29 protein-coding genes and 1 pseudogene are annotated in these 24,800 nt (G+C 71.1%); 24 read left to right on the top strand and 6 right to left on the bottom strand.

All coding sequences use genetic code 11. From position 1 onward, the window contains the following. The first annotated feature begins 23 nt into the window (after positions 1-23). On the top strand, positions 24-1,280 hold the full coding sequence (locus tag ACT535_RS15350; RefSeq protein WP_476365070.1) for a phage major capsid protein: 1,257 nt from the start codon (positions 24-26) through the stop codon (positions 1,278-1,280). Between the two features lie 179 nt (positions 1,281-1,459). Here ACT535_RS15350 and ACT535_RS15345 read toward each other — a convergent pair whose 3' ends face one another. Both ACT535_RS15345 and ACT535_RS15340 read right to left on the bottom strand, forming a co-directional pair. Further along, the gene (locus ACT535_RS15345; protein ID WP_476365069.1) at positions 1,460-2,287 is read right to left on the bottom strand and encodes a lytic transglycosylase domain-containing protein; all 828 of its coding nucleotides are present in this window, start codon (positions 2,285-2,287) and stop codon (positions 1,460-1,462) included. Positions 2,288-2,324: 37 nt separating this feature from the next. Further along, complete coding sequence (locus tag ACT535_RS15340; RefSeq protein WP_476365068.1) at positions 2,325-3,086, bottom strand: S1 family peptidase; 762 nt, start codon at positions 3,084-3,086, stop codon at positions 2,325-2,327. Between the two features lie 482 nt (positions 3,087-3,568). Here ACT535_RS15340 and ACT535_RS15335 point away from each other — a divergent pair, with 482 nt between their 5' ends. The 8 genes and pseudogenes from ACT535_RS15335 to ACT535_RS15300 all read left to right on the top strand — a co-directional run bounded on the left by ACT535_RS15335 (position 3,569) and on the right by ACT535_RS15300 (position 6,759). Further along, on the top strand, positions 3,569-4,132 hold the full coding sequence (locus tag ACT535_RS15335) for a head-tail connector protein (RefSeq protein ID WP_476365067.1): 564 nt from the start codon (positions 3,569-3,571) through the stop codon (positions 4,130-4,132). Continuing rightward, positions 4,129-4,452 (top strand): head-tail adaptor protein, encoded by a 324-nt coding sequence (locus tag ACT535_RS15330; protein ID WP_476365066.1) that lies wholly within the window; start codon positions 4,129-4,131, stop codon positions 4,450-4,452. Before ACT535_RS15335 ends, ACT535_RS15330 begins: the two co-directional genes overlap by 4 nt. Next, positions 4,449-4,745, top strand: a complete 297-nt coding sequence (locus ACT535_RS15325; protein WP_476365065.1) for a hypothetical protein — start codon at positions 4,449-4,451, stop codon at positions 4,743-4,745. Before ACT535_RS15330 ends, ACT535_RS15325 begins: the two co-directional genes overlap by 4 nt. Next, the gene (locus ACT535_RS15320; RefSeq protein ID WP_476365064.1) at positions 4,742-5,161 is read left to right on the top strand and encodes a DUF3168 domain-containing protein; all 420 of its coding nucleotides are present in this window, start codon (positions 4,742-4,744) and stop codon (positions 5,159-5,161) included. The genes ACT535_RS15325 and ACT535_RS15320 overlap by 4 nt, the downstream gene beginning before the upstream one ends. A 12-nt stretch (positions 5,162-5,173) precedes the next feature. Continuing rightward, the gene (locus ACT535_RS15315) at positions 5,174-5,581 is read left to right on the top strand and encodes a phage major tail protein, TP901-1 family (protein WP_024277874.1); all 408 of its coding nucleotides are present in this window, start codon (positions 5,174-5,176) and stop codon (positions 5,579-5,581) included. 11 nt (positions 5,582-5,592) lie between these two features. Next, entirely contained in the window at positions 5,593-5,940 is a 348-nt protein-coding gene (locus ACT535_RS15310; protein ID WP_476365063.1) for a gene transfer agent family protein, read from the top strand. A 71-nt stretch (positions 5,941-6,011) separates the two neighbouring features. Further along, positions 6,012-6,188, top strand: a pseudogene (locus ACT535_RS15305) (rcc01693 family protein); the annotation flags it as partial. A gap of 4 nt (positions 6,189-6,192) precedes the next feature. Continuing rightward, positions 6,193-6,759 (top strand): phage tail tape measure protein, encoded by a 567-nt coding sequence (locus ACT535_RS15300; protein ID WP_476365062.1) that lies wholly within the window; start codon positions 6,193-6,195, stop codon positions 6,757-6,759. A 4-nt stretch (positions 6,760-6,763) separates the two neighbouring features. Here the strand turns inward: ACT535_RS15300 and ACT535_RS15295 are convergent, their stop codons facing one another. Both ACT535_RS15295 and ACT535_RS15290 read right to left on the bottom strand, forming a co-directional pair. Next, positions 6,764-7,162, bottom strand: a complete 399-nt coding sequence (locus ACT535_RS15295) for a hypothetical protein (protein ID WP_476365061.1) — start codon at positions 7,160-7,162, stop codon at positions 6,764-6,766. Between the two features lie 610 nt (positions 7,163-7,772). After that, a complete protein-coding gene (locus ACT535_RS15290; protein ID WP_476365060.1) occupies positions 7,773-8,444 on the bottom strand; it encodes a hypothetical protein in 672 nt (223 codons plus the stop codon). A gap of 109 nt (positions 8,445-8,553) precedes the next feature. On the opposite strand from ACT535_RS15290, the gene ACT535_RS15285 reads away from it, so the two are divergent. The 14 genes from ACT535_RS15285 to ACT535_RS15220 all read left to right on the top strand — a co-directional run bounded on the left by ACT535_RS15285 (position 8,554) and on the right by ACT535_RS15220 (position 21,977). Then, a complete protein-coding gene (locus tag ACT535_RS15285; protein WP_476365059.1) occupies positions 8,554-9,195 on the top strand; it encodes a phage distal tail protein, Rcc01695 family in 642 nt (213 codons plus the stop codon). 8 nt (positions 9,196-9,203) lie between these two features. Further along, positions 9,204-10,094 carry a DUF2163 domain-containing protein gene (locus ACT535_RS15280; protein ID WP_476365058.1) on the top strand — a complete coding sequence of 297 codons (891 nt, stop codon included), beginning with the start codon at positions 9,204-9,206 and terminating at the stop codon, positions 10,092-10,094. Then, positions 10,091-10,543 (top strand): NlpC/P60 family protein, encoded by a 453-nt coding sequence (locus tag ACT535_RS15275; RefSeq protein WP_476365057.1) that lies wholly within the window; start codon positions 10,091-10,093, stop codon positions 10,541-10,543. Before ACT535_RS15280 ends, ACT535_RS15275 begins: the two co-directional genes overlap by 4 nt. Positions 10,544-10,936: 393 nt before the next feature. Beyond that, positions 10,937-14,836, top strand: coding sequence for a baseplate multidomain protein megatron (locus ACT535_RS15270; RefSeq protein WP_476365056.1), 3,900 nt, complete (start codon positions 10,937-10,939; stop codon positions 14,834-14,836). A 29-nt stretch (positions 14,837-14,865) separates the two neighbouring features. After that, positions 14,866-15,567 carry a DUF2793 domain-containing protein gene (locus ACT535_RS15265; protein WP_476365055.1) on the top strand — a complete coding sequence of 234 codons (702 nt, stop codon included), beginning with the start codon at positions 14,866-14,868 and terminating at the stop codon, positions 15,565-15,567. A gap of 34 nt (positions 15,568-15,601) precedes the next feature. Beyond that, entirely contained in the window at positions 15,602-15,922 is a 321-nt protein-coding gene (locus ACT535_RS15260; RefSeq protein WP_168459184.1) for a spike base protein, RCAP_Rcc01079 family, read from the top strand. Positions 15,923-15,936: 14 nt separating this feature from the next. Beyond that, complete coding sequence (locus ACT535_RS15255) at positions 15,937-16,080, top strand: hypothetical protein (RefSeq protein ID WP_168459183.1); 144 nt, start codon at positions 15,937-15,939, stop codon at positions 16,078-16,080. Positions 16,081-16,196: 116 nt separating this feature from the next. Then, positions 16,197-17,576 carry an SGNH/GDSL hydrolase family protein gene (locus ACT535_RS15250; protein ID WP_168459182.1) on the top strand — a complete coding sequence of 460 codons (1,380 nt, stop codon included), beginning with the start codon at positions 16,197-16,199 and terminating at the stop codon, positions 17,574-17,576. A gap of 81 nt (positions 17,577-17,657) precedes the next feature. Then, positions 17,658-18,518, top strand: coding sequence for a glycoside hydrolase family 108 protein (locus ACT535_RS15245; protein WP_476365054.1), 861 nt, complete (start codon positions 17,658-17,660; stop codon positions 18,516-18,518). Next, on the top strand, positions 18,515-18,835 hold the full coding sequence (locus tag ACT535_RS15240; RefSeq protein WP_476365053.1) for a hypothetical protein: 321 nt from the start codon (positions 18,515-18,517) through the stop codon (positions 18,833-18,835). Before ACT535_RS15245 ends, ACT535_RS15240 begins: the two co-directional genes overlap by 4 nt. Further along, positions 18,816-18,950, top strand: coding sequence for a hypothetical protein (locus ACT535_RS15235; protein WP_476365052.1), 135 nt, complete (start codon positions 18,816-18,818; stop codon positions 18,948-18,950). The genes ACT535_RS15240 and ACT535_RS15235 overlap by 20 nt, the downstream gene beginning before the upstream one ends. A gap of 236 nt (positions 18,951-19,186) precedes the next feature. Next, positions 19,187-19,858: a response regulator transcription factor gene (locus ACT535_RS15230; RefSeq protein ID WP_168459179.1), complete on the top strand. Its 672-nt coding sequence runs from the start codon at positions 19,187-19,189 to the stop codon at positions 19,856-19,858. A gap of 49 nt (positions 19,859-19,907) precedes the next feature. Further along, positions 19,908-21,329 (top strand): sensor histidine kinase, encoded by a 1,422-nt coding sequence (locus ACT535_RS15225; protein ID WP_476365051.1) that lies wholly within the window; start codon positions 19,908-19,910, stop codon positions 21,327-21,329. Between the two features lie 210 nt (positions 21,330-21,539). After that, positions 21,540-21,977 (top strand): hypothetical protein, encoded by a 438-nt coding sequence (locus ACT535_RS15220; RefSeq protein ID WP_476365050.1) that lies wholly within the window; start codon positions 21,540-21,542, stop codon positions 21,975-21,977. 115 nt (positions 21,978-22,092) lie between these two features. Here ACT535_RS15220 and ACT535_RS15215 read toward each other — a convergent pair whose 3' ends face one another. Next, positions 22,093-22,932 carry a universal stress protein gene (locus tag ACT535_RS15215; RefSeq protein ID WP_476365049.1) on the bottom strand — a complete coding sequence of 280 codons (840 nt, stop codon included), beginning with the start codon at positions 22,930-22,932 and terminating at the stop codon, positions 22,093-22,095. A gap of 135 nt (positions 22,933-23,067) precedes the next feature. Between ACT535_RS15215 and ACT535_RS15210 the strand changes: the two genes are divergently transcribed. Further along, the gene (locus ACT535_RS15210) at positions 23,068-23,703 is read left to right on the top strand and encodes a MarC family protein (protein WP_476328433.1); all 636 of its coding nucleotides are present in this window, start codon (positions 23,068-23,070) and stop codon (positions 23,701-23,703) included. A gap of 33 nt (positions 23,704-23,736) precedes the next feature. Here ACT535_RS15210 and ACT535_RS15205 read toward each other — a convergent pair whose 3' ends face one another. Then, complete coding sequence (locus ACT535_RS15205; protein ID WP_476365048.1) at positions 23,737-24,798, bottom strand: heme-dependent oxidative N-demethylase family protein; 1,062 nt, start codon at positions 24,796-24,798, stop codon at positions 23,737-23,739. Positions 24,799-24,800 lie beyond the last annotated feature (2 nt).

Genomic DNA, 24,800 nt, shown 5'->3' with positions numbered 1-24,800 from the left:
TCGCTCAACAGAAGGTTCTTCCCATGTCGCTGAATATTGACGCCCATTCGGGCGCGCCTGAAACCAAGGTGGCCGGCGCCGAGCAGCGCATCGCCGTCGCGGATTTCCTCTCCGCCTTCGAGGCCTACAAGGAGACCAACGACGCGCGCCTGGCCCAGATGGAACGCCGCGGCGCCGATGTGCTCACCACCGAGCAGCTCGCCCGCATCGATGCGGCCCTCGACGCTCACCAGGCGCGGCTCGATGCCCTCGCCACCAAGGCCCGCCGCCCCGCGCTGGGCGCGGCACCCGAGCGCACGGCCGATGCCTCCCAGCATGGCGCGGCCTTCGACACCTATGCCCGCCACGGCGAGGCCGGCGGCCTGAAGGCGCTGGAGGCAAAAGCCCTCTCCGCCGGCTCCGGCGCGGACGGCGGCTATCTGGTGCCCTATGAGGCGGAGCAGGAGATCGGCCGGCGCCTCGCCGCGCTCTCGCCCATCCGCGCGCTGGCCACGGTGCGGGTGATCGGCGCCGGCACCTATCGCAAGCCTTTCATGACCTCGGGTCCGGCCTCCGGCTGGGCGGCCGAGACGGCGGCGCGGCCGCAGACCGACAGCCCGGTCCTCGCCGAACTCGCCTTCCCCGCCATGGAGCTTTACGCCATGCCGGCGGCGACGCAGGCGCTGCTCGACGATGCGCAGGTGAACATCGAGGAGTGGCTGGCGCAGGAGGTGGACACCGCCTTCGCCGAGCAGGAGGGCGCCGCCTTCGTCAGCGGCGACGGCGTGGCCAAGCCCAAGGGCTTCCTCGCCTACACCAAGGTCGCCGACAGCGCGTGGGCGTGGGACAAGGTGGGCTATGTTGCGACCGGCGCCGCCGGCGCCTTCCCCTCCGCGACGCCGGCCGACCCGCTCATCGATCTCGTCTATGCGCTGAAGGGTGGCTACCGCCAGAACGCCACCTTCGTCATGAACCGCAAGACGCAGGGCGCGGTGCGCAAGCTGAAGGACGAGAACGGCAACTACCTCTGGACGCCGCCCGCAGGCGTCGGCCAGCCGGCGAGCCTGCTCGGCTTCCCGGTGGCCGAGAGCGAGGCCATGCCGGACATCGCCGCCGACGCCTTCGCCATCGCCTTCGGCGACTTCCGCCGCTTCTATCTGGTGGTGGACCGCGCCGGGGTGCGGGTGCTGCGCGATCCCTATTCCGCCAAGCCCTACGTGCTGTTCTACACGACGAAGCGCGTGGGCGGCGGCGTGCAGAACTTCGAGGCCGCCAAGCTCCTGAAGTTCGCCGCGAGCTGAGGGCTGTTCCCCGGACAAGCGACGGCGTGAGCCGGAGCGCCGATCCGGGGTCCAGCGCAAAAGTGCCGCGAGGCGGACAATTCCTCAGATCGCGGGATAAAGAAGCGCCTTCGGCGAACCTTTGCGCTGGGCCCCGGCTCAGCGCTCCACCTGCGGTGTCGCTTGTCCGGGGCGCCTCCTCAGTTCGGCAGCACGAGACAGGCGCCGCCGGCCTTGCGGAGGCGGTCGCACATCTTCATGCCCTCGGCCTTGGACTGGGCCGGCAGGCGCACGCGATAGAAGGTGCGCGGGCCGCGCCCGCCCACCCGCGTGGAGACGATGACCGGCGTCAAGTCCGCGAACACCTGCGGCGCCCGCTGCGCCTCGCGGCGGAAGGAGGCCAGCGCGATCTCGCGCGAATAATTGCCGGAGATCTGCACGCCCCAGGGCGCGAACAGCGCATTGGCCGGCTGTCCCGCCGCCGGGGCCGGCGCGCCCTTGCGCAGGCTGGCGACGGTGGCGAGGCACGGCTCAGGCGGGAAATCCGCCGGGCCGAAGGCGGCCGCATTCTGCTTCTTCAGGCCGGCCCAATCCTCCGCCGTGCGGCCGGTGATGATGCGCACATAGGCGCGCGTCTCGTTGGGCAGGCCGCCGCCGGAAAGGAACCCGTTCACCCGCCCCGGCCCGGCATTGTAGGCGGCCGCCGCAAGGCCCAGATTGCCGAACCGCCGGTTGAGATCGGCGATGAGCGCGGCGGCGGCCGGGATGGCCGCCTCGGGATCGAACGGATCGACAAGCCCGCGCTCCTTCGCCGTGCCTGGCATGAATTGCGCGATGCCCTGCGCCCCCGCGCGGCTCACCACATCGGACCGGAACGAGCTTTCCTGCCAGATGAGGCGGGTGAGGAAGGAGGTGGGCAGCCCCTCCTGCGCCGCCGCCGTATCGATGAGCCGGCAGATGGCGTGATCCACGGTCTCGCCGCCGGGCGACTGAGCGCGGGCCGGCGCTGTGAGCGCGAGCAGGACCACGAGGCCGCGTCCTGCGTGATGCAGGGCGGCCCGCATTTCAGAGCCCGGTTGAGGGGAGGGGACTGCCCAGCGCCTTCGCCGTGGCCATGATCCAGTCGCGGTGCAGCGACACCAAAGTGACGCCGGTGACGCCGCCGCAGCCGCGCGCGCCGCCCGCGGCGGTGGCCCAGCCCACCACACCGGCCACCGCGCCATCGAGGAAGGCCGGCCCGCCGGAATCCCCGGTGCAGGCCCCGGCCGCGCCCTCAGGCGCTGCGAGCCGCACCATGATGCCCCCGGTGGTGCCGATGGAGGGCAGGGCCACGCTGCGCAGCGTGCCCGCGCTTTTCATCGCGCCGTCGGCGGTGACGCCATAGCCTGCGATGAGGAAGGAGACGCCCTTCTCCGGCAGCCCGGTGGCGGCGCTGAGGCGGGCCGTGCGGAAGCGCGCGGGCAAGGGCTCGGCGAGCTTCACGAGGGCGAGGTCCGGTGTGGGGTGCCGGGTCTGGAACTGGTCTGCGTCGAAGCGCGGATGGACCACCACGCGCGCCGCCGGCACCAGCTTCGGCGCGCCGTCGCCGAGGACGGCCACCGCATAATCCGCCTTCGGTCCTACGCAGTGCGCCGCCGTCAGCACCAGGTCGCGCGCCAGCACCGTGCCGGTGCAGGAGGCGCCGCGGGTGGAGACGATGAGCACCGTCTGCGCCGCCACATCCGCCGCCGCGGGCGCGCCGCCGACGATGGCGCGGGCCGGGCCGGCGGAGAGCGCGAGGGCGCACATCAGGATTGTCGCGGCGGCACGGGTGCGGAGGGTCATCATCCCTCGTTTCTGCCGCCCGTAGCGGGACGCGTCAATGGTGCCCCGGACAAGCGACGGCGCGGCCGGATCGCTGATCCGTGGGCCTGCGAGAGACTCCGCCCGGCAGGCAAGCCCCGTCGTCCTCCGGCTCGACCGGAGGACCCATGGCACCGTTCGTCCCGGCGCGCGGATGACGGCGCGCACGGAGGGATGGGCCCTCCGGTCGAGCCGGAGGGCGACGGCAACACAAATTCTTCCTCCCCTCTCCCCTCGAAGTCGGCTGTTGCCGACTTCGACCTTCGCGAACCGAACTCGGCAGAAGCCGAGTTCGGACGGGAGAGGGGCCGGGGGGTGAGGGGGCCCTCGCCGCAACACCCGCCGCCTGCTCTTCCTGCGCACACCCCTCCCCCCAACCCTCTCCCGCAAGGGGAGAGGGAGCCCGCCGGTGCCGGGGGAGCCGCCCGCCGCGCATCTGCCACTCGCCCACCCCACCGGAGCCCCCCATGGCCGAGCTTCTTTCCGGCCCCGCCGCCGAGCCGCTGACGCGGGCGGAGGCGAAGGCCTTTCTGCGCGTCGAGACCGACGCGGAGGACGCCCTCATCGATGCCCTCATCGCCGCCGCCCGCCGGCATGTGGAGGCGGAGACAGGGCGCATCCTGATGGACCAGACCTGGCGCTTCTCGCTGGATCGCTGGCCGCTGCGCGGCGTCATCCCGGCGCCGATCGCTCCGGTGCGGGCCATCCTCGAAGCCACCGTCGCGGCGGCGGACGGCACGCCGGTGGCGCTCCCCGAGGACGCCCTCGCGCTGGTGGGGGATCGCGCGCCGGCGCTGATCCGGGTGGCGCCCGCACGGGTGTCCGCGCCGCTCGTCTCCCATGGCGGCATCGTCATCACGCTCCTCGCCGGCTATGGCGCGGACGCGGGGGACGTGCCGGCGGATCTCGTGCAGGCGGTGCGGCTCATGCTCGCCCATCTCTACGAGCATCGCGACGGGCCGGGCGACGCCACCCAGCTTCCCGCCGCCTCCCGCGCGCTGACCGCGCCCTATCGCGTGGTGCGGTTGTGAGCGGCATCGGCGCGCTGCGCCATCGCCTCACCCACCAGACGCCGCTGGAGGTGCCGGATGGTGCCGGCGGCGTCGCGCGCAGCTTCATCTCGGTGGATGTGCTGTGGGGCGCGGTGGAGGATGTCTCCACCGCCTACGGCCTCGGCGAGGAGAGGCCCCGCGCCGCGCGCGTGCTGCGCGTGACCGTGCGGGCGCCCAACACCATCGCGGCCGGTGATCGGCTGATCCATGCCGGCCGCGTGCTGGCGGTGGAAGCCATAACTGACGCCGATGGGCGGGGCCGCTTCCATCGCATCCGCTGCAGCGAGGAGCAGACATGAGGACGGAGCTCAGCGTCCGCACCCGGGGCCTCGACGGCCTCGCCCGCCGCATCGCCGCCCGCCATTTCCCCGCTGCGGAAGCGGAGGCCGCCGCCCGCGCCGCCGCCGATCTCGCGGGGGAGATCGGGGCAGAAGCCGGTGCCGTCGCCACGATCGCGGGCACACCCGCGCGGCCTCTGGTGCAGGTCTCCGGCGCGGCGTTCCTCGACCGCGTGCGCGGCGCCTTCGATCGGCCGGGCGATCCGGTGCTCGACCGCATCCGCCTTCTCTTCGCGCGACGGAGGCGCCCGTGAGCATCCCCCTCGACAGCCCCGCGCTGGCGCTGCGCGCGGCCATCCATGCCGCGCTCGTGGCCGATGCCGCGCTGGTGGCGCTGCTCGGCGCGCCGCGCGTCCATGACGTGCCGCCGGGCGATGCGGACTTTCCCTTCGTCACCCTCGGCGAGGCGGTGGTGGCGGACTGGTCCACCGCCACCGAGGCGGGCAGCGAGCAGGTGCTGACGCTGCACGTCTTCTCCCGCTCCGGCGGGCGTGCGGAGGCCTTCGCCATTGCCGCCCGCCTGCAGGAGGTGCTGCACGACGCGGCCCTCGCGCTGGACGGGCATTGCCTCGCCAACCTGCGTGCCACCACCGCCGAGGTCCGCCGCGAGAGCGACGGGCGCACCTTCCACGCTCTGGTGCGGTTCCGCGCCGTCACCGAGCCCGTTTGACCGGAGAGAAACATGGCCGCGCAGAAGGGCAAGGACCTGCTCCTGAAGGTGCATGACGGCACCTCCTTCATCACCGTCGCGGGGCTGCGCACGCGCACCCTCGCCTTCAACGCGCAAAGCGTGGACGTGACCCATTCCGAGAGCGCCGGCCGCTGGCGCGAATTGCTGGACGGGGCGGGCGTGAAGCGCGCCTCCGTCTCCGGCTCCGGCGTGTTCAAGGATGCGGCATCCGATGCCCTCGTCCGCCAGCTCTTCTTCTCCGGCGCGCTGGCGAGCTGCCAGCTGCTGATCCCGGATTTCGGCACGCTCACCGGCCCGTTCCAGGTGACGGCGCTGGAGATCGCGGCCGAGCACGACCGCGAGATCACCTTCGACCTCACGTTGGAGAGCGCGGGCGAGATCGCCTTCGCGGCGCTGTGATGGGCGGTGGCATGCCCAACCGCCGGCGCGGCGAGATTTCCGCCGTGCTCGACGGCACGCCGCGCGTGCTCGTGCTCACCCTCGGCGCGCTGGCGGAGCTGGAAGCCGCGTTCGGTGCGGACGATCTCATGGCGCTGGCTGAACGCTTCGGCCGCGGCCGCCTCTCGGCGCGGGATGCCGCGCGCATCATCGCCGCCGGGCTCAATGGCGCGGGGGCGTCGGTGAGCGTGGAGGAGGTGGAGCGGATGCGGGCGGATGGGGGCGCGGCGGGGTTCGCGCGCATCGTCGCGGACCTGCTCGCGGCAACCTTCGGCGGAGAGGAGACGATCCCGTCCCCTCCCGCGCCGCAGCCGGCCTAAGCGCGACGCCCGCGGCGCGCGCCTCTACCCAGGACAGCGCGACGCCCGCGGCGCGTGCCTTTCCCTGGGCGCTCGCCATGGGTGTCGGCTTCGGCCTGCTGCGGCTTGCCCCCGACGCCTTCTGGCGGATGACGCCGCGCGAACTCGCGGCCGCCCTCTCCGCACTCCTGCCCGCCCCGCCGGAGGCCATCGACCGCGCCGGCCTTGCCGCCCTCATGGCGCGGTTTCCCGATCGCACGAGAGGATGACGCCGTGACCGAGACCGTCGATATCGCCCTTCAGGTGGACACCCGCAGCGCCATGGCGGCGCTGGGCGCGGCAGAGGTGTCCGCACGCGGCTTTTCTTCCGCGCTGGCTTCCGCTTTCACTGGGCTTGCTGTGCAGGGCAAGGATCTCGGCACGGTGCTGGAGCAGCTCGCGACCCGCCTCGCCAACCTCGCCCTCACCGCCGCTTTGAAGCCGCTCGAAAGCTCGCTCACCTCGCTTCTCTCCGGTGCCGGCGGCCTCGGCTTCGCCAAGGGCGGGGTGATCGGCGAGGGACAGGTGAAGCCCTTCGCGCGTGGCGGCGTTGTGGCGGCGCCCACCTATTTTCCCCTCGGCGCGTCCCTCGGCCTGATGGGCGAGAAGGGGGCGGAAGCCATCCTGCCGCTCGCGCGCGGGGCCGACGGGCGGCTCGGCGTGCGCACGTCCGAAGGGGCGGGCGGCGGGGCGGTGACGGTGAACATTTCGACGCCCGACATCTCGGGCTTCCGCCGTTCGGATGCCTATGTCGCGGGCCTGGTGGCGCGGGCGGTGGCGCGCGGGCAGCGCAGCGGCTGAGCCCTCAGCGCGAGGACTTCCACGGGTCCGGCGCGGGGGCGGCGGTCGAGGGCTGCGAGGACGAGATCGTGTTGTTGAACTGGTTCGGCGCGTTGCTCGGACCGCTGCCGCTATAGGCATCGGTGCGCACGACCGCGCCGGTCTTCACGCAGGAATCCGAGCCGGGCACCCGCTGGAAGCCCGGGCCGTAGCTGGCGCAGAAGCTGTCGCTCTTGCTGGTAGAACTGCCGCTGGTACTCCCGCTCTTGCCGCTGGACTGCGCCAGCGCCGGGCCTGCGGCAGCCATCAGCAGCGCCGCGCCGAAGGCCAGCGTGCCGGGTATCCGTCCGCGGGTTGCCGGCGCCGGGCCGATGGCGGCGGGGCGGTGTCCGGACGAAATGGGGCTTGAGGCGCGAGTGGGCATGGCAGCAGAGGACGGTCCGGACAGGCTCGCCCGATGCGAGCCCGCCGACCATAGCGTTGCCGCGCGTGCCGGGAAATCCCCTGACGGATCGGCACCTTGAACGCCAAGGCGGAATATCTCGAGTGACCTGAGGTCAAACGACGTCCGGCGGCCGCGCCGGAAGGTCTTTCGTGACTACGTGTCGCCGGAAGGCGCGACCTGGCCGAGCGGACCGGCCGAGCGGACTGGCCCAGCGGACCTCGCACCTCTTGTTTGCGCCGGCAGACATCCGGCGTGCGGAGTGGGAGCCGGGTGTGGTCGTCCCGTTCGCGGCATTCCGGCCTTGCCCCTCTGGCCGATGTCCGAACGGATACGACATCACCCGATCCGGCGCCCGAAGACGCGGGTGCCCGAACACGCAAAGGCCCAGGCCACGCGGTGCCCGGGCGCATACGGATGCCACATGAGGCCCCGGATGAACCGCCGGGCCCCGATCCTGTCTGCCGCCCATGGGCGGCATCGTCTCTTTGTCGCCCGCCCATGGGCGGGCATCGTCATGCGGCCACCTCGGTGGCGCTCCGATGGCGGTGGCGCGGGCCCTGAGCCGCACGCCGCCATCGGGGAGCGAAGATCACTTCTTCGCGGGAGCCTTCGGGGCAGCGGCCTTCTTGGCGGCGGGCTTGGCAGCGGCCTTGGGCGCGGCAGGCTTGGCCTCGGGGGCCGGAGCGGGCGCAGCAGCCTTGGGAGCAGCGGCCTTCTTGGGAGCGGCAGCCTTCTTCTCGGCGGCGGGCTTGGCAGCGGCCTTGGGAGCGGCAGCCTTGGGAGCCGCAGCCTTGGCGGGCGCCTTCGCAGCCTTGGGAGCGGCGGCCTTCTTCTCGGGAGCCGGAGCCTCGGCGGGCTTGGCGGCGGCCTTCGCGGAAGCGGCCTTGGGGGCGGCAGCCTTCTTGGCAGGAGCCTTCGGGGCAGCGGCCTTGGCTTCAGCCTTGGGAGCCGCGGCCTTGGGCGCAGCGGCCTTCTTGGCGGGAGCCTTCGGGGCAGCAGCCTTGGCCTCGGCCTTCGGCGCAGCGGCCTTGGGCGCGGCGGCCTTCTTGACGGGAGCCTTGGGAGCAGCGGCCTTGGGGGCAGCGGCCTTGGCTTCGGCCTTCGGCGCAGCAGCCTTGGGGGCGGCGGCCTTCGGCGCAGCGGTCTTCGCGGCGGCGGTCTTGGGTGCTGTGGTCTTGGCAGCGGCCTTGGGGGCAGCGGCCTTCTTCTCGGCAGGTTTCTCGGCGGCGGCGGCCGGCTTCTTCGCGGGCTTGGTAGCCATGCTTTCGCTCCATGCTCAACGGGGCACCGGAAAGTCAAGGCGTCACGTTCAACTATGTCAAGGCCATCTCTACTGTTTTCGGCCAAGAATTAGGGGATGGGGGCATCATATGGCCGCCTTTCATGAGATTTTGTTCCCTCTGGAGGTCGCGCTCGGCGCTTCCGGCGGTCCCGAGCGCGTCACCGAGGTCGTCACGACCGCCTCCGGACGCGAGGAGCGCAACACCCGACAGGCTGATTCGCGACGCCGATGGGATGCCGGATACGGGGTGAAGACCTTCGCCGCGCTGGCCGAAATCGTCGCCTTTTTCGAGGAGCGTCGCGGGCGTCTCCACGGCTTCCGCTGGCGCGATCGTCTCGATCATTCCTCGGCCGCTCCGCAGAGCGAGGTAAGCGCCCTCGACCAGCTGATCGGCGCGGGTGACGGAGCACGCGCCACCTTCGCGCTGACGAAGCGCTACGGCGCCCTCCACGCGCCCTATCTGCGCGCCATCACCAAGCCCGTCGCGGGGACCGTGAAGGTCGCGGTGAATGGCATTGAACACGTTGAGGGCGCACATTTTTCGCTCGATGCCGCGTGCGGCGAAATCACCTTCGCCGCGGGTGCCATCCCGCCCCCCTCGGCGGTGGTCACGGCCGGCTTTCGCTTCGATGTTCCGGTGCGCTTCGACACCGATTTCCTGGAGGTCGATCTCTCCGCCTTCGCGGCCGGCGCGATCCCCCGCATCCCAATCATCGAAATACGCGTGTGAGGCCGAAAATGCGCACCCTCGATCCCGCGCTCGCCGACCATCTCGCGAGCGGCGTCACCACCCTGTGCCGCGCCTGGCGCGTGACCCGCCGCGACGGCACCGTGCTCGGCTTCACCGACCATGATCGCGACCTCGTCGTTGAGGGCGTGACCTTCATCGCCGCCTCCGGCGTCGCGGGCTCGGAGAGCAGCGAGGCCCAGGGGCTTTCGGTGACGGGCACCGAGCTATCCGGCGCGCTCAGCGCGGATGCGCTCGATGCCGCCGACCTCGCCGCCGGCCTCTATGACGGGGCGGGCGTCGACCTCCTCCTCGTCAACTGGCAGGCCCCCGCGCAGCAGCACCTCCTGCGGCGGGGAACCATCGGCGAGGTGCGCTCAGAGGATGGCGTCTTCACCGCCGAGATCCGCGCCCTCGCCGACGCCTTCAACCAGACGCGCGGCCGCCTCTTCACCCCCACCTGCGATGCCGATCTCGGCGATGCCCGCTGCGGCGTGGATCTTTCCGCGCCGGCCCATTCGGCCACCGCCTCCGTGAGCCGCGTGGACGGGGCGCTGCGCCTGCGTGTGAACGGCCTCGACGGCTTCGCGGCCGGGGCTTTCGCGCGCGGCCGTGCGGTGTTCACGGGCGGCGCCAATGCCGGCTTCGTCACCGAGGTGAAGGCGCATCTGGTGGATGCGGAAGGGGCGGTTCTGCGCCTGTGGCAGCGCCCGCCGTTCGAGGTCATGGAGGGCGACGAAATCACCCTCACCGCCGGCTGCGACAAGCGCTTTGCGACCTGTCGCGATCGCTTCTCAAACGCATTCAATTTCCGCGGCTTCCCGCACATGCCGGGCAACGACGCGGTGATCTCCGTCGCCATCCCCGGCGAGGGCGGATACGACGGGAGTCTCCGGGAATGAGCGGGGCTCCTGATCGCGCCGCCCTCCGCGCCGCTATCCTGGCCGAGGCCCGCGCCTGGATCGGCACGCCCTATCTCCACCGCGCCTCGCTGAAGGGCCATGGCGCGGACTGCCTCGGCCTCGTGCGCGGCGTCTGGCGGGCGGTGGTGGGCCCGGAGCCGGAGGCGCTCCCGTCCTACGCGCCGGACTGGGCCGAGGCCTCCCGCAGCGAGACGCTGGCCGACACCGCGCGGCGCCATCTCGTCGCGCTTTCGCTGGCCGAGGCGCAGCCCGGCGACGTGCTGTTGTTCCGCTTCCGCGAGCACCTTCCGGCGAAGCACGCGGCGCTGCTCTGCGACGGCGGGCGGATGATCCACGCCTATGACGGCGCGAGCGTGTGCGAGACCGCCCTCACGCCCTGGTGGCGGCGGCGGCTGGCCTATGCCTTCGCGTTTCCGGCGGTGGGGTAGGGGGCTCATCGAAACAGTTCCCCGGACAAGCGACACCGCAGGTGGAGCGTCGATCCGGGGTCCAGGGGAAAGGTCGGCGAAGCCGGCACCCGCCCGCAGAGCCTCGGAAAGAGCTGCCTTCGGCGACGTGTTGCGCTGGGCCACGGCTCTCCTTCCACTGCGCTTCGCTCCGTTCCAGTCGGCCGAGGCGCGAGAGCGAAGCGGGGCGCTTGCACCGTCCTCCCCGCCGTCATGCCCCGGCTCGTCCGGGGCATCCACTGAGCGGCTTGCGCGCTGCCTGAAAACCGGAACCCGACCGACCGTGGATCGTTCGGACACGCCGGGCGATGACGGCACCATGTCGGGGTAGGGCCTACCCTCTTCCCACATTCCCCCGATCCCGGAGCCTCACCCATGGCGACGCTGCTTCTCGGCGCGGCCGGCGGCCTTATCGGCGGCGCGCTGTTCGGACCCATCGGCGCGGTGGCGGGGCGGGCGCTGGGCGCGCTCGGCGGCTCGGTCATCGATGGCGCGCTCCTCGGCGGCAACCGCTCGCGCCATGCGGAAGGCCCGCGCCTTACCGACCTCGACGTGATGGCCTCCACCGCCGGCGCGCCGCTGCCCCGCGTCTACGGCCGCGCGCGCCTCGCCGGGCAGGTGATCTGGGCCACCAAGCTGAAGGAGGTGAAGAAGGAGGAGACGCAGTCCGTCGGCGGCAAGGGCGGCAGTCTGTCCGCCAGCACGACGACCTACACCTATTACGCCAATTTCGCCGTGGCGCTGTGCGAGGGGCCAGTCTCGCGCATCGGCCGCATCTGGGCGGACGGCAAGCTGCTGGACACGCGGCGCCTCCATATCACGCCCCACCTCGGCGGCCCGGATGAGCCACCGGATTCGTGGATCGAGGCGAAGCAGGGCGCGGCGGGCACGCCGGCCTATCGCGGCGTCGCCTACCTCACCTTCCGCAATCTGGAGCTGACCGACTACGGCAACCGCCTGCCGCAGATCACCGTGGAGGTGGAGCGCGCCATCGGCGCGCTGGAGCAGCAGGTGAGGGCGGTGACGCTGATCCCCGGCGCCACCGAATTCGGCTACGACACGCGCAACATCCGCCAGGTCTATGGCGAGGCGAGCTACGGGCCGGAGAACCGGCACGTCACCAGCTTCTTCAGCGATTTCGAGGCCTCCCTCGACCAGCTCCTCGGCGCCTGCCCGAACCTTGAGCGGGTTTCGCTGGTGGTGTCCTGGTTCGGCGACGATCTGCGGGCGGGCGCGTGCGCCGTGCGGCCGAAGTGCGAGCGCGTGAACAAGGCGACCGCCCCCGCGCTGTGGAGCGTGGGCGGGCAGACGCGCCTCACCACGCCCGCCGTCTCCCAATACGAGGGCCGCGCGGCCTATGGCGGCACGCCCTCCGACGACAGTGTGGTGCGCGCCATCCAGCGCATGGCCGAAGCCGGGCTGAAGGTGACACTCAATCCCTTCGTCATGATGGACATCCCGGCCGACAACACGCGCCCCGATCCGTGGACCGGCGCCGCCTCCCAGCCGCCCCACCCGTGGCGCGGGCGCATCACGTGCGATCCGGCACCGGGGCGAGCGGGCACGGTGGACGGCACCGCCGCCTGCCGGGCGCAGGTCGCGGCGCTTTTCGGGACTGCGGCGGCCGGGGACTTCACGCGGGTTGGATCAAGCGTGATCTATCACGGGCCGGAGGAGTGGAGCCTGCGCCGCATGGTGCTGCATTACGCCCATCTCGCCGTCGCGGCGGGCGGGGTGGAGGCCATCCTGATCGGCTCGGAAATGGCCGCGCTCACCCGCCTCACGGACGACACCGGCGCCTTCCCCGCGGCCGAAGCGCTCGCTGCGCTGGCCGCCGATGTGAAGGCGGTGGTGGGGCTGGACACCCGCGTCTCCTACGCTGCCGACTGGACGGAATATGGCGCGCAGGTGCTCGCCTCCGGCGACGTGCGCTTTCCCCTCGATGCGGTGTGGGGCGCCGACGCGGTGGACTTCATCGGCATCGACTACTACCCCCCGCTCGCCGACTGGCGGGACGGCTCCGACCATCTCGATGCGGCGCTGGCGCAGTCCATCCACGACCGCGCGTATCTCAAGGCCAACCTGCGCCGGGGCGAGGCCTTCGACTGGTATTATCCCGACGATGCCGTCCGCGCCGCGCAGGCGCGTAGCCCCATCACCGACGATGCCTTCGGCGAGCCGTGGGTGTATCGGCAGAAGGATCTCTGGTCCTGGTGGGCGAATGCCCATCACGAGCGCATCGCCGGCGTGCGCAGCGCGAGCCCTACCTCTTATCTGCCCGGCGCCAAACCCATCCGTCTGATGGAGGCGGGGTGCCCGGCGGTGGATAAGGGCGCCAACCGGCCGAGCGCCTTCCCCGATGCGAAATCCGCCGAGAACCGCCTGCCGCCTTTCTCCTCCGGCGCGCGGGACGATCTCATCCAGCGCCGCGCGCTGGAGGCCATCCTCGCCACCTTCGGCGCGGAGGCGGACGCCGCCGACAACCCCGTCGCGACCCGCTATCCCGGCCGCATGGTGGAGCCGGACGCGCTCTTCCTGTGGAGCTGGGATGCGCGGCCCTATCCGCAATTCCCCTACGCCACGGACGTGTGGGCGGACGGCGCCAACTGGGCCACCGGCCACTGGCTCACCGGCCGCCTCGGCGCCGCGCCGCTGGATGCGCTGGTGGCGACGCTCGCCGCCGATTTCGGCATTGCGGACGTGGACAGCACGGGCCTCTCCGGCGCCGTCGAGGGCTATGTGGTGGAGCAGCCCATGACCGCCCGCGCGGCGCTGGAGCCGCTCGCCCGCGCCTTCGCCTTCGAGGCGGGGGAGGAGGCGGGCCGCATGGTGTTCCGCCCGCGCGGGCAGGGGGCGGTGGCGGAGATCGCCACGGACGATCTGGTGCAGGCGGAAGGCGCGCCCCTCCTTGCCGTCACCCGCGCGCAGGAGACCGAGCTGCCGCTGGAGGTGACGGTGGGCTTCGTCGATGCCCTGCGCGACTACCGCCGCGCCACGGTCTCCTCCCGCCGCCTCGCCGGCAGGAGCCGGCACGCAACGCAGGCGGACCTCGCGGTGGTCGCCTCCGATGCGGTGATGGTGCGCGCCGCCGATGTCTGGCTTCAGGACCTGTGGGCCGGGCGGGAGACGCTCACCTTCTCGCTGCCGCCCTCCTTGCTCGCGCTGGCGCCCGGCAACCTCGTGCGGCTGACCTTCGACGGGCGCACGCGGCTCGTGGAGATCGTCCGCGTGGAGGCGGCGGAGGCGCTGGCGATCACCGCCCGCACCATCGAGCCGGAAGTGTTCGACGTGGCGCTGGCACAGGAGGGGGCGGGCGCCATCGCGCTGCCCGGCGCCTCCGGCCCGCCCGCCGTGCGGGTGCTGGATCTGCCGGCGCTGTCTGAGGCGGAACCCGTGCCGCTGCAATGGCTTGCGGCCGCGGCCACGCCCTGGCCCGGCACGCTCGCCATCTGGCGCTCCACCGATGGCGCGAGCTTCGAGGCGCTGGCGCCCGTCACCGCCTCCGCCACCTTCGGCACCCTCACCGCGCCGCTGGGGCCGGGGCCGCTCTGGCGGTTCGACCGGCACAATGGGATGGAAGTCAGCTTGCAGACCTCCATCCTCGTCTCGGTCAGCGAGGCCGAGGTGCTGGCCGGCGCCAACCTCCTCGTGCTCCTCGCCGACGACCGCGCGCCGGAGATCGCTGCCTTCACCGAGGCGGAACTGGTGGATGCCGGCAGCTATCGCCTCACCGGCCTGCTGCGGGGCCTCGCCGGAACGGAAGGCGCGGGGGCGGACGTCTGGCCGACGGGGACCCGCATCGTGCGGCTCGACGGCACGCTGGTGAGCGTCGCCAGCGGCGTCGCGGCGCTGGGGCGTTCCTTCATCTACCGCGTCGGCACGGCGCGGGACGACCAGGGCGCGGAGGAGGTGACGGAAGTCGCCGTCACCGTCTCCGGCCGGGCGCTCGCGCCGCTTTCGCCGGTGCATGTGCGGGCGCGGCGGACGGGGGCGGGCGTCGCGCTCTCCTTCATCCGCCGCACCCGCATCGCGGGGGACGGATGGGAGGCGGTGGAGGTGCCGCTGGGCGAGGCGAGCGAGGCCTACCGGCTCGACATCCTTGATGGTGAAACGGTGCGGCGCAGCTTCACCCTCACGTCCCCCGAAGCCCTCTACGCGGCGGCCGACGAGATCGCCGATTTCGGCGCCCCGCAGGGGGAACTCACCGTCCGCATCGCGCAGCTCTCGACCAGCGTCGGCGCGGGCGGGGCGGTCACGGTCACCGTGCGGCCGTAAGGCCCTTCTCCTTCCATCGAGGTCCAGCCATGTCCGAGCAATCGGCGAACCTGGCGCTGCCGTACATCGCGGCGGCCCAGGCGCAGAAGCATGTCACCCATAACGAGGCCATCCGCCGCCTTGATGCCTTCGTGCAGCTGGTGCTGGAGAGCGCCACCGCGACCGCCCCGCCGGCGTCGCCCGCCGAGGGCGCGCGCTGGTTCGTGCCGTCCGGCGCCACCGGTGTCTTTGCGGGCCGGGCGGGGATGATCGCGGCCTATGAGGCGGGCGCATTCGACTTCCTGCCCGTGGCTCAAGGCTTCCTCGCCTTCATCCGCGACGAGGGCCGGCTCGCCCTGTTCGACGGCGGCGCCTGGGTTTCACCGCTCGCGGCCAGCGCCCATCGCGGCGCCATCTCAGCCGAGGTGTGGGAGGCGGATGCGACCCTCTTCGGTGCCACTGTGGACACCGCGCTGGTGATCCCCGACCGGGCCATCGTGCTCGGCGTCTCCACCCGCACGCTCACCGCCGTCACCGGCGCCTCCGCCTACGACTGCGGCATCGCGGGGGAGCCCGCGAAGTTCGGCGGCAGCCTCGGCACCGCGCCGGGCGCGACGAACATGGGCGTCATCGGCCCCACCGCCTTCTACGCGCCCACCCCCGTCCGCCTCACCGCCAGCGGCGGTGCCTTCAGCGGCGGCACGGTGCGCCTCGGCCTTCACCTCCTCCTCCTTGCCATTCCCGGCGCCTGACGCGCGTCGCGCGGCCGCCTTTCGGAGACTTCCCATGGCCTATGATCCCGCCCGCGACCCCATGCGCGGGCTCGCCGCCTCGCTCTCCTCGCCGACGCGGCAGATGACCCGCGTCACTCCTTCCGACAGCGACGAACTCGCCGCCTACGCCAAGGCCGTGTGGGTGTTCGTGCCGGAGGATGTCGCCGGCGGCGTCGCCACCGTGCGCATCACCCCCGTGGGCGCCGACGATGCCACCCGCATCGACGTGCGCGCCCTGCCGGGCCTCCAGCCCCTGCCGCCCTGCCAGGTGCGCCGGGTGTGGGCCACCGGCACCAGCACGGGCATCGACATCTACGCCTTGATCGACCGCTGAGCGGAGCGGCGGCCATGCTGTCCCTCGCCCTCTCTGCGGCCGCCATCCTGCGCGGCCGGCGCGGGCTCCGTCCGCCCCGCGGCTTCATCTTCCTGGTGGATACGGACGGCACGCCGCTGACCGACGCGGACGGCGCGCGCCTCATCGAGCGCATCTGAGCGGCCCTCGCGGGCGCCGCTCCTGCCCGCACCCGCTTCCCCATTCCCATCCCCGGATCGCCCGTGCCGCTCACCCCGGCGCGGGTGTGTTTTGCCCCTTACTTTGGGAGTCGTTCATGTCTTCTCGAAACTGGAACCAGAGCATCGCCGCCCTCAAGAACAAGCTTGAACGAGCGATCGTCGCCGGCCGGCCGCTGTGGACCCGGCCGTGGATCGGCCCGTCCGCTTGGACCACGGGGGAGGCGGTCAAGCAGGGCGACGTGCGCAAGAATTCCGCCACGCCGACCCAGTGGTACGTCGCCGCCGGCAGCGGCACCTGCGGCGCGACCGAGCCCACGCATGTCAATGGAGCCGCCGTCACGGATGGCGCGGTCCTGTGGACCCATCTCGGAGGTCCGGCGTGGGATCCGGCGGACGACGTGGCCAAGCCGACCCTGACGTTGACCGGCGCCACCAGTACCCCTGCGGGCCTGACGGCCCTCGACGTGTGGGCAAATCGTTCTCTGTTCACCTTCAACGGGTGCACACCTGTTCAATACGCGACGAACCGCGCCAATCTCCAGGTGTTCAACTATAATGCCGCCGCCTCGGTTACCCAGCGAGGGGGCTCTGTCAGCTTCTGGTCCGATGCCCCGAAAATCGGCTTTGAAGTGGCGTCGGGGACCGCAGGCACCTGCCTGTTCGTCGATGGGCGTCCGGTTACGACCGGCCCCATCTATCCCTTCGCGGGCTCCAACTTTTGGGCGACCGTCGATTGGGGTTCGCGCAAGCCGCGCCTGTGGGAAATCCATTATGGCAAGGACAACGCGGCCCTTTACCAGATCGCGGTGACCTCGGCCGACCAGATCTGGCCAGCGCCGGCGGCCGGCGCCCTGCGTGCCGGCTTCATCGGCGACAGCTACCTCGCCGGGTCCAGCTATGGCCCGTTCCTGCTCGGCAACACGCTGTCCGAGCATTTTGGCCGGCTCATCGGCATCGATGACATGTGGCGGATGGGCATCGGCGGCACCGGGCTTCTCAATCCCGGCACCGGCCCCTACTTCACCTATCGTGAGCGGGTGCCGCAGCTTCTGGCCCTCAATCCCAACGCCATCTTCGTCTACGGCTCGACGAACGACCTCAGCTACTCGCAGGCGGCCATCACGGCCGAGGCGTTGGCATTCCTGGACGCGATCCGTGCGGGCAGTTCCGCCCCGATCTTCTGGTTCGGGCCTGCTCCCATCGCGGGCAGCTACTCCAGCATCCAGACCGTGGACACGGCCGTCGCGGCTGCGGTCGCGGCGCGGCCGGGCAAGAACGTCATCTACAAGTCCATGCTCACCGCCGTGCCGCCGTGGCTGACGGGCTCGCACAACAACGCCAACTATAGCTGGTCGTCCGACATCAGCCAGTACATCGGCGGTGACAACGTCCATCCTGTCGACAAGGGAACCATGTACCTCGCCGGCCGCATGGCCGCTGCTTACGCCAACGAGATGCTGCCGCTCGTCGCCTGACCTGGGCCTGCCATGAGGCGGGGGCGCTCCGGCGCCCCCGCCTTTGGCCGTTCTTACGTGCCTTTTCAGGAGAGCCTTGCCATGGCTGCCGAAAGCTTCGCGCCGGCGCTTGCCGCTGTGCTCCGCCACGAGGGCGGATATTCCAACCATCCCGACGATCCCGGCGGCCCGACCATGAAGGGCATCATCCAGCGCGTCTACGACGCCTGGCGCCGCTCGAAGGGCCTTCCCGAGCGCCCGGTCCGCGAGATCGAGGACGCCGAGCTGAAGGAGATCTACCGCCGCCAGTATTGGGACGCGGTGCGCGCCGACGAACTGCCCGCCGGCATCGACTATGTGGTGTTCGACGGCGCGGTGAATTCGGGCCCCGCCCAGTCCGCCAAATGGCTCCAGCGCGCGCTCGGCCTCTCCGCCGATGGGCAGGTGGGGGAGGTGACGCTCAATGCCGCCCGCGCCGCCGCCGAGCATGCGCCGGCCCGCCTCGTGGACGACATCTGCGACCGCCGCCTCGCCATGCTGCAGGCCCTGCGCACCTGGCCGGTGTTCGGCAAGGGCTGGGGGCGGCGCGTCGCCGACGTGCGCAAGCTCGGGAAATCCTGGGCGACCGGCGGGCGGACCTCGTCCGTCGCGGTGCCGGCCAGGGACGGGGAGGGCGCCAAGGGCGCGCTCGCCAGCGCCAAGCCCGCGCCGCGGCCCGAGGCGGGTGCGGGTGCGGTTGCCGGCGGCATCGTCGCTTCCACTGTTGCCGAGGCGGCGCGGCAGATCGAGCCCCACGCGGCGGGTTCGCCTCTGCTCGCCAATGTGTTCGCCGTCCTCACCCTGCTCGGCCTCGCCGCCACCCTCGCGGGCCTCGGATGGGTGTGGTGGAGCGCGCACGCGGGAGCGAAGCGGGCGGAGGTGCTCGACCTCGGAACCGGGACGGCGAGGGAGGCGAAGCCGTGAGCGGGGCGCTCGACGCCCTCGGCGGTTTCTTCGGCTACGCCGTGCCGTGGTGGGCCTGGGTTCTCCCGGGCGCGCTCGCCGTGGCGCTGCTGCTGCGCCTGTTCGGCGTGCGGGCGGCGGGGATGGCCGCCGCCGTTCTCGCCCTCTTGCTCGCCACCCGCCGCGCCGCCCAGCGCGGCTATGACCGCGCCCTGAAGGAAGGAGAACGCGATGTCTCGAAGAGCCTTTCTGCCGCGCGGTCTGCGCGGGATGCTGCCGCTCGCCGCGACGGCGATGCTCGCCGGCTGCACGACGACGATGGGTTCCGGCGCGACTAGGGTCTATTGCGGCGCCGCCGCCCCCATCCGCTGGTCGCTCTCCGACACCGACGAGACCATCCGCCAGGCCAAGGCCGCCAACGCGGTGGGCCGCCGCCTGTGCGGCTGGCAGTGAGGGGCGAGAGGGGCTCGGGCGCGCTCCCCGCAAAAAGCCCGCGCGGCGCTTGAGCGTGGCCACCAAAAACTTCCGCGCGGCGCTTGAGCGTGGCCCACTCGGCTCCGGTCGAACAGACCGGAGCCGATGGCTCAAGTCTCGCCTGCGGCGCCCCGTCATCGCTGACAGGTGCGCAAGGCTCTGTCATTCTTGGCCTCTCTCGCTTAAGGAGGATCAGGCGAAGGCGGAGGGGCACCGTGCGCTTGTTGGTGATCGAGGACGATCCCGAGCTGAACCGGCAGCTCGTCGAGGCGCTCGGCGACGCGGGCTATGCCGTCGATCGCGCCTATGACGGCCTTGAAGGCCAGTTCCTCGGCGAGACCGAGCCCTACGACGCCATCGTGCTCGACATCGGGCTGCCCAAGCTGGACGGCATCTCGGTGCTGGAAAGCTGGCGGCGGGCGGGCAAGACCACCCCCGTTCTCATCCTCACCGCCCGCGACCGCTGGAGCGACAAGGTGCAGGGCTTCGACGCCGGCGCCGACGATTATGTCGCCAAGCCCTTCCACATGGAGGAGGTGCTGGCCCGCCTGCGCGCGCTGCTGCGCCGCGCCACCGGGCACGCCTCCAGCGAGATGTCCTGCGGTGCGGTGCGGCTCGACACCCGCTCCGGCCGCGTGACGGTGGACGGCAATCCGGTCAAGCTCACGTCGCACGAATATCGCCTGCTCTCCTACCTCATGCACCATGCGGGGCGGGTGGTGTCGCGCGGGGAGCTGGTCGAGCATCTGTACGACCAGGATTTCGACCGCGATTCCAACACCATCGAGGTGTTCGTCGGGCGCCTGCGCAAGAAGCTGGACTGCGACGTGATCCAGACCGTGCGCGGCCTCGGCTATCTGCTCGCCGCACCCGAGGAGCCGCGCTGATCCATGGCCGGTTCCCGCGAGGCGGCAGCCTGCAAGGCGACCTCCTGACATGGCCGCGAACGCCGCGCGGCCGCCGGAATACACGCCCGGCTCCCTGGCCTTCCGTCTCGTGCTCTCCGCCATGGCCATCACCGTGGTGGTGCTGCTGGTGGTGGGGCTCGTGCTCGCCTCCCTCTACCGCAGCTCCGCCGAGCGCGCGTTCGACCGGCAGCTCGACATCTACCTGAAGATCATCGTCGCCGACGTCGCCAACGCGCCGGATCGGCTGCCCGATCCGGCCGCGCTGGCCGATCCGCTGTTCGCCTTCCCCAACTCCGGCTGGTACTGGCAGATCGCGCTGAAGTCCGGCGGCCAGCTTGAGCGGCGCACCTCGCGCTCGCTGGTTGGGGCCAGCCTGCCGCTGCTCGCCGAGCAGGGCATCCGCGGCCGCCCCGGGCTGATGCGTCAGGGCTATGCGACCGGGCCGGGCGGCGTCGCCCTGCGCGTCGTGGAGCGCGACGTGGACCTCGGCACCGATGCCCATTACGTGGTCTCGGTGGCCGCGGTGGCGTCGGATCTCGAAGCCGAGATCTCCGCCTTCAACCTCTCGCTGGCGGCGACGCTCGTGGTGCTGGCCTGCGCCTTTCTGCTGGTGGTCATCGTGCAGGTGCGGTTCGGGCTGAAGCCGCTCACCCGCATCTCGGAGGCGCTCTCGGACGTGCGCTCCGGCAAGGCCGAGCGGCTGGAAGGGACGTACCCCATCGAGATCGTGCCGCTGGTGCGGGAGGTGAATGCCCTCATCGACGCCAACCACGAGATCGTGGAGCGCGCCCGCACCCATGTGGGCAACCTCGCCCATGCGCTCAAGACTCCCCTTTCCGTGCTGATGAACGAGGCCGGTACCCGCGACGACCCCCTCGCCATGCGGGTGCGCGACCAGGCCGGGGTGATGCGGGACCAGGTGGCACACCATCTGGAGCGCGCCCGCATGGCGGCCCGCATCTCGGTGGTGGCGAGCGTGTGCGAAGTGACCCCGGTCATCACCTCGCTCGCCCGCACCATGGAGAAGATCCACCGCACCAAGGACCTCGCCATCGACGTGCACATTCCCGAGGACGTGCATTTCCGCGGCGAGCAGCAGGATCTCGAGGAGATGTTCGGCAATCTCATCGATAATGCCTGCAAATGGGCCTCCTCTCGCGTGGAGGTGGAGGTTCTGGTGGAGCGGCCGCGCACCCCTGGCGACCGGGTCTATTTCCACGTGACCATCGACGATGACGGTCCAGGCCTCGATCCCGCGCGGCGGGTGGATGTGGGGCGGCGCGGGCGGCGGCTCGATGAATCCAAGCCCGGCTCCGGGCTCGGCCTCTCCATCGTCCACGAGCTGGCCCTGCTCTATGGCGGGCGGTTCGAACTGAGCTCGGCCCCCATCGGCGGCCTTCGGACCGAACTGGTGCTGCCGGCCGCTGCGGCGCCGCCCCCACCCACCTGACGTTTCGGGACGGCGCGGCCCCGGGGGTGACACCGTGGCGCCACAGGCTGCGGCAAACCGTCTTCACAGTGAGGCTTGCGGCGCCTAAGAGAGCCCGTCAGCCTCTTTGTCGCCCCAATCGGTGATCCGATGGGCTGGTCTGAGCGTTGATGACGTGCACGGGCATTTGCCCGGGTCCGTCCTGCCCGTTGTTCTGCCCGAGGCCTGTTCATGTTCGTCCGCGTGTTCCGCGTCCCTCCCGCGTTCGCAGCGGTCCTCGCCCTTGCGCTCGGCGGGTGCGCGACCGACAACACGGGCAACAAGGCGACGGCGGCGCTCGCGGCCCTGCCCACCGCGCCCGTGATGTCGGGTACGGTGTCCGGCGGCCTCATCAGCGGCGGAATCGGCAACGGGCTCGACGACGGCGACCGGCAGCGCGCCTACGACGCCGAGATTTCGGCGCTGGAGACGGGCGGCCCCGGCTATCCCATCGGCTGGAAGGGCGACGGCAACGCGCGCGGGACGGTCATCGCCGGCCCGCCCTACAACCGCGCCGGCTACCAGAGCTGCCGCGACTATTCCCACACCATCTATATCGACAATCGCCCCCAGATCGCCCGCGGCGCCGCCTGCCGCACGGCAGACGGCCGCTGGCAGCCGGTGAGCTGATCTGCGCGCTGAAGGCGCCCGCCGCCTGAGGCGGTGCGGGCGTGGAAAGCGGGGACAGGATTTCGCGACAGGCTGCGCGGCCGCCTGAGGCGCGCCGCGGTCGGCCGTGCGGGCCTCAGTAGGACATGAGCAGGGGAACCCTGCAGTCCTCCAGCAGCGACTCGGTGACCCCTCCCAGCACCCATTCGCGGATGCGCGAGTGGTTGAAGGCGCCCATGACGATGAGGTCGGCACCGATCAGCCCGGCCTGCTCCCGCAGGGTCTCGGCGACGCCATCCGGGCTCACCACCAGATTCTTCACCTCCACATGGACGCCATGGCGCGCCAGATGGGGCGCCAGCTCGGCGCCGGGCACCTCGTGCGCCAGCTCCTTTTCCGAGCCGATGGCAAGCACCTCCACCGAAGCGGCGGACTTGAGGATGCCCATGGCGTCGTTGACGGCCCGCGTCGCCCGCACGCTGGCGTCCCAGGCGATCAGAACGCGGTCGTGCCTGAAGGTGTCCACGCCGGGCGGCACCACGATAACCGGACGGCCGCTCTCGAACAGCAGCGCCTCGATCAGCCCCCGATCGGCATTGACGGTCGCGACCTCCGCGTCGAGCACAGCGATGTCATGGACCCGCGCCTGCGCGACGAACAGCTCCACCAACTGGCCATAGGCGAGCTGCGGCGCCTCCACCGAGGCTGCGACACCGGCCGCCGCCGCATCGCCCCGCGCCCGCTCTGCCACGGCCTGCGCAAGCTGCTTCAGCCGGCGGTTGTGGGCGGCGACGAGGCCGGTCGCGACGTTGCTGACGAAGGCATTCCCCATCACCACCTTGAGCGAGGCCGCCTGGATGGTGGCGTGCGCGCCGGATTGCTGGGCCAGCGAGAGGCCATAGGCGAGCGCGGCAGAGGGCTCGTCGATGCCCTCTTCGGTCATGCCGATGAGTACGCTTTTTATGTTCTGCACCATTTGGCGTTTCCTCCTGACACAAGATCAAGGTACCCGAAGGCTTCAGCTTGTCGTTGCGTCATGTCAAGGCTGCAGAGCCCCTCTGCCGGTTGCCAGCCCATTCCCTTGAGGTAATAAGGGGTGCAGGGGGTGCCGATGATCGACGATCTGAACCTGTTCGCGAGCCAGCTGGTGACGCTCTGGGTCGTGCTGGAGCCGCTGAGCCATCTCAGCATGTTCCTCGCCACCACCGACCATCTCGACCGGCAGGAGCGGCACAAGGTGGCGGCCATGGGCACCGCCTTCGCCTTCCTGATCCTCGTGGTGTTCACGCTGATCGGTCGGATGCTGCTGGAGGCGATGGGCATCTCCATCCTCGCCTTCCAGATCTCCGGCGGCATCATCCTGTTCTATTTCTCGATGACCATGATCTTCGGGGCGATGACACCCCATGCCGTCACGCCCGCCCCCGAGCGGCGGCTGACCCATATCGCCATCTATCCGATTGCGACGCCCATCATCGCCGGGCCGGGCGCCATCCTCGCCATGGTGCTGTTCTCCGACAACAACCGGGGCGCGCCGCTCTCCCAGCACCTCGTCACGGTGAGCGTGCTGGTGCTGATGTCGCTGGTGCTTTTCGCCATCTTCTGGCTGGGCGACTACATCGCCAAGGTGCTCGGCGAGGGCGGAGCGAGCCTCCTGCGGCGGATCATGGGCATCCTGCTCGCCGCCTTCTCGGTCAATCTGGTGCTCAACGCCTTCCAGAAATGGCTCAACCTGCCGCCGATCTGAGCGGCGGCAGGCTGGCTTTCTCGGGCCTTAAGGTCAGGCCTCGATCTTCTCCACATCCGGCGCGATGCCGGGCGAGGTGGGCGAGCCGTCGTCCAGGGGCGCGAGGTGGTCCACCACCATCTGGCGGAAGCGCGGAATGCCCTTGTAGGCGGCGATGTCCGGATGCAGGTCGCGCAGCACGCGATGCAGCCGCCGGCGCCACTTCGGCACCTTGGCGATGTCGGCGACGCTGGTGAGATAGCAGCGGATGCCGAACAGGATGGCGTTGGAGCGGGGCAGGCGATAGAGCGTCTGCAGCTCCACGCGCAGATGCACCTTCTCCGCCACGTTCTCCGGCGTGATCGACGCCTTGTCCGGCCCCCACACCGGATAATTCTCCGGCGAGGTGTCGAGGCGCGGGTTCACCGTCATGGTCCAGTTCAGGCGGCGCACCGGCTGGCCGTACTGGAGGCGCAGGAGATACTTCAGGGCGCGGTCGAACACGCCCTTCTCGTGCGCCAGCGGCACCGGGCCGTGCCATTCCTGGAAGCTCATGCCGATGTCGAACTCCAGCGACCAATCGGCCTGGGTCGTCACCATGCCGCCGTCCACGAAGAGGTTGTCCTCGCGCTGGTCCTGGAGGGTGAAATCGCCCTGCGCCTGCCGGGTGATGTACTCGAACGGCCCGCAGGGCAGCGTCTCGGCCTTGCCGAAGATGAAGCTCTGCTGGATGCCGAGCGGCCGGTTCACCCAGGTCCAGGCGTCGCCGTCCTTGGACAGGGTGAAGTGCTCGGGATAATCAGCCGCGAGGCTCTCCATGATGAGCTCGAGGCTGTCCCACTCCGCCGTCATCATGTGCGGCAGCACCTGGCAGCGCTTGGGGTCCTCGGCAAGGATGCGGGCGCGCTCCTTGCACTCGGCGATATAGTGCTCGTCGATGTCGAACGCCGCCTGGAAGGCTGCGGTGGGCCCCCCGCGCACGTGGGGCTCAATGTTCACCGAATACATGTAGCTGTCTTCGGGGAACGGGAACGGGAAGCGCAGGAGGTCCTCGGGCGACTTCTTGTAGGTGAAGGTGTCGCGGAAGGTCTCTGCGGGCTTGAACTGAAGGGTCATGG

The sequence above is a fragment of the Xanthobacter sp. DMC12 genome (genome assembly GCF_056314105.1).
This window is presented reverse-complemented; position numbering and strand designations above follow the sequence as displayed.

Bases quoted from the DNA above. Each gene is read 5' to 3' on its own strand.
- ACT535_RS15350 (WP_476365070.1), top strand. From the start codon at position 24: ATGTCGCTGAATATTGACGCCCATTCGGGCGCGCCTGAAACCAAGGTG.
- ACT535_RS15340 (WP_476365068.1), bottom strand. From the start codon at position 3,086: ATGATGACCCTCCGCACCCGTGCCGCCGCGACAATCCTGATGTGCGCC.
- ACT535_RS15335 (WP_476365067.1), top strand. From the start codon at position 3,569: ATGGCCGAGCTTCTTTCCGGCCCCGCCGCCGAGCCGCTGACGCGGGCG.
- ACT535_RS15325 (WP_476365065.1), top strand. From the start codon at position 4,449: ATGAGGACGGAGCTCAGCGTCCGCACCCGGGGCCTCGACGGCCTCGCC.
- ACT535_RS15315 (WP_024277874.1), top strand. From the start codon at position 5,174: ATGGCCGCGCAGAAGGGCAAGGACCTGCTCCTGAAGGTGCATGACGGC.
- ACT535_RS15310 (WP_476365063.1), top strand. From the start codon at position 5,593: ATGCCCAACCGCCGGCGCGGCGAGATTTCCGCCGTGCTCGACGGCACG.
- ACT535_RS15295 (WP_476365061.1), bottom strand. From the start codon at position 7,162: ATGCCCACTCGCGCCTCAAGCCCCATTTCGTCCGGACACCGCCCCGCC.
- ACT535_RS15290 (WP_476365060.1), bottom strand. From the start codon at position 8,444: ATGGCTACCAAGCCCGCGAAGAAGCCGGCCGCCGCCGCCGAGAAACCT.
- ACT535_RS15285 (WP_476365059.1), top strand. From the start codon at position 8,554: ATGGCCGCCTTTCATGAGATTTTGTTCCCTCTGGAGGTCGCGCTCGGC.
- ACT535_RS15280 (WP_476365058.1), top strand. From the start codon at position 9,204: ATGCGCACCCTCGATCCCGCGCTCGCCGACCATCTCGCGAGCGGCGTC.
- ACT535_RS15275 (WP_476365057.1), top strand. From the start codon at position 10,091: ATGAGCGGGGCTCCTGATCGCGCCGCCCTCCGCGCCGCTATCCTGGCC.
- ACT535_RS15270 (WP_476365056.1), top strand. From the start codon at position 10,937: ATGGCGACGCTGCTTCTCGGCGCGGCCGGCGGCCTTATCGGCGGCGCG.
- ACT535_RS15265 (WP_476365055.1), top strand. From the start codon at position 14,866: ATGTCCGAGCAATCGGCGAACCTGGCGCTGCCGTACATCGCGGCGGCC.
- ACT535_RS15260 (WP_168459184.1), top strand. From the start codon at position 15,602: ATGGCCTATGATCCCGCCCGCGACCCCATGCGCGGGCTCGCCGCCTCG.
- ACT535_RS15255 (WP_168459183.1), top strand. From the start codon at position 15,937: ATGCTGTCCCTCGCCCTCTCTGCGGCCGCCATCCTGCGCGGCCGGCGC.
- ACT535_RS15250 (WP_168459182.1), top strand. From the start codon at position 16,197: ATGTCTTCTCGAAACTGGAACCAGAGCATCGCCGCCCTCAAGAACAAG.
- ACT535_RS15245 (WP_476365054.1), top strand. From the start codon at position 17,658: ATGGCTGCCGAAAGCTTCGCGCCGGCGCTTGCCGCTGTGCTCCGCCAC.
- ACT535_RS15235 (WP_476365052.1), top strand. From the start codon at position 18,816: ATGGGTTCCGGCGCGACTAGGGTCTATTGCGGCGCCGCCGCCCCCATC.
- ACT535_RS15225 (WP_476365051.1), top strand. From the start codon at position 19,908: ATGGCCGCGAACGCCGCGCGGCCGCCGGAATACACGCCCGGCTCCCTG.
- ACT535_RS15220 (WP_476365050.1), top strand. From the start codon at position 21,540: ATGTTCGTCCGCGTGTTCCGCGTCCCTCCCGCGTTCGCAGCGGTCCTC.
- ACT535_RS15215 (WP_476365049.1), bottom strand. From the start codon at position 22,932: ATGGTGCAGAACATAAAAAGCGTACTCATCGGCATGACCGAAGAGGGC.
- ACT535_RS15210 (WP_476328433.1), top strand. From the start codon at position 23,068: ATGATCGACGATCTGAACCTGTTCGCGAGCCAGCTGGTGACGCTCTGG.
- ACT535_RS15205 (WP_476365048.1), bottom strand. From the start codon at position 24,798: ATGACCCTTCAGTTCAAGCCCGCAGAGACCTTCCGCGACACCTTCACC.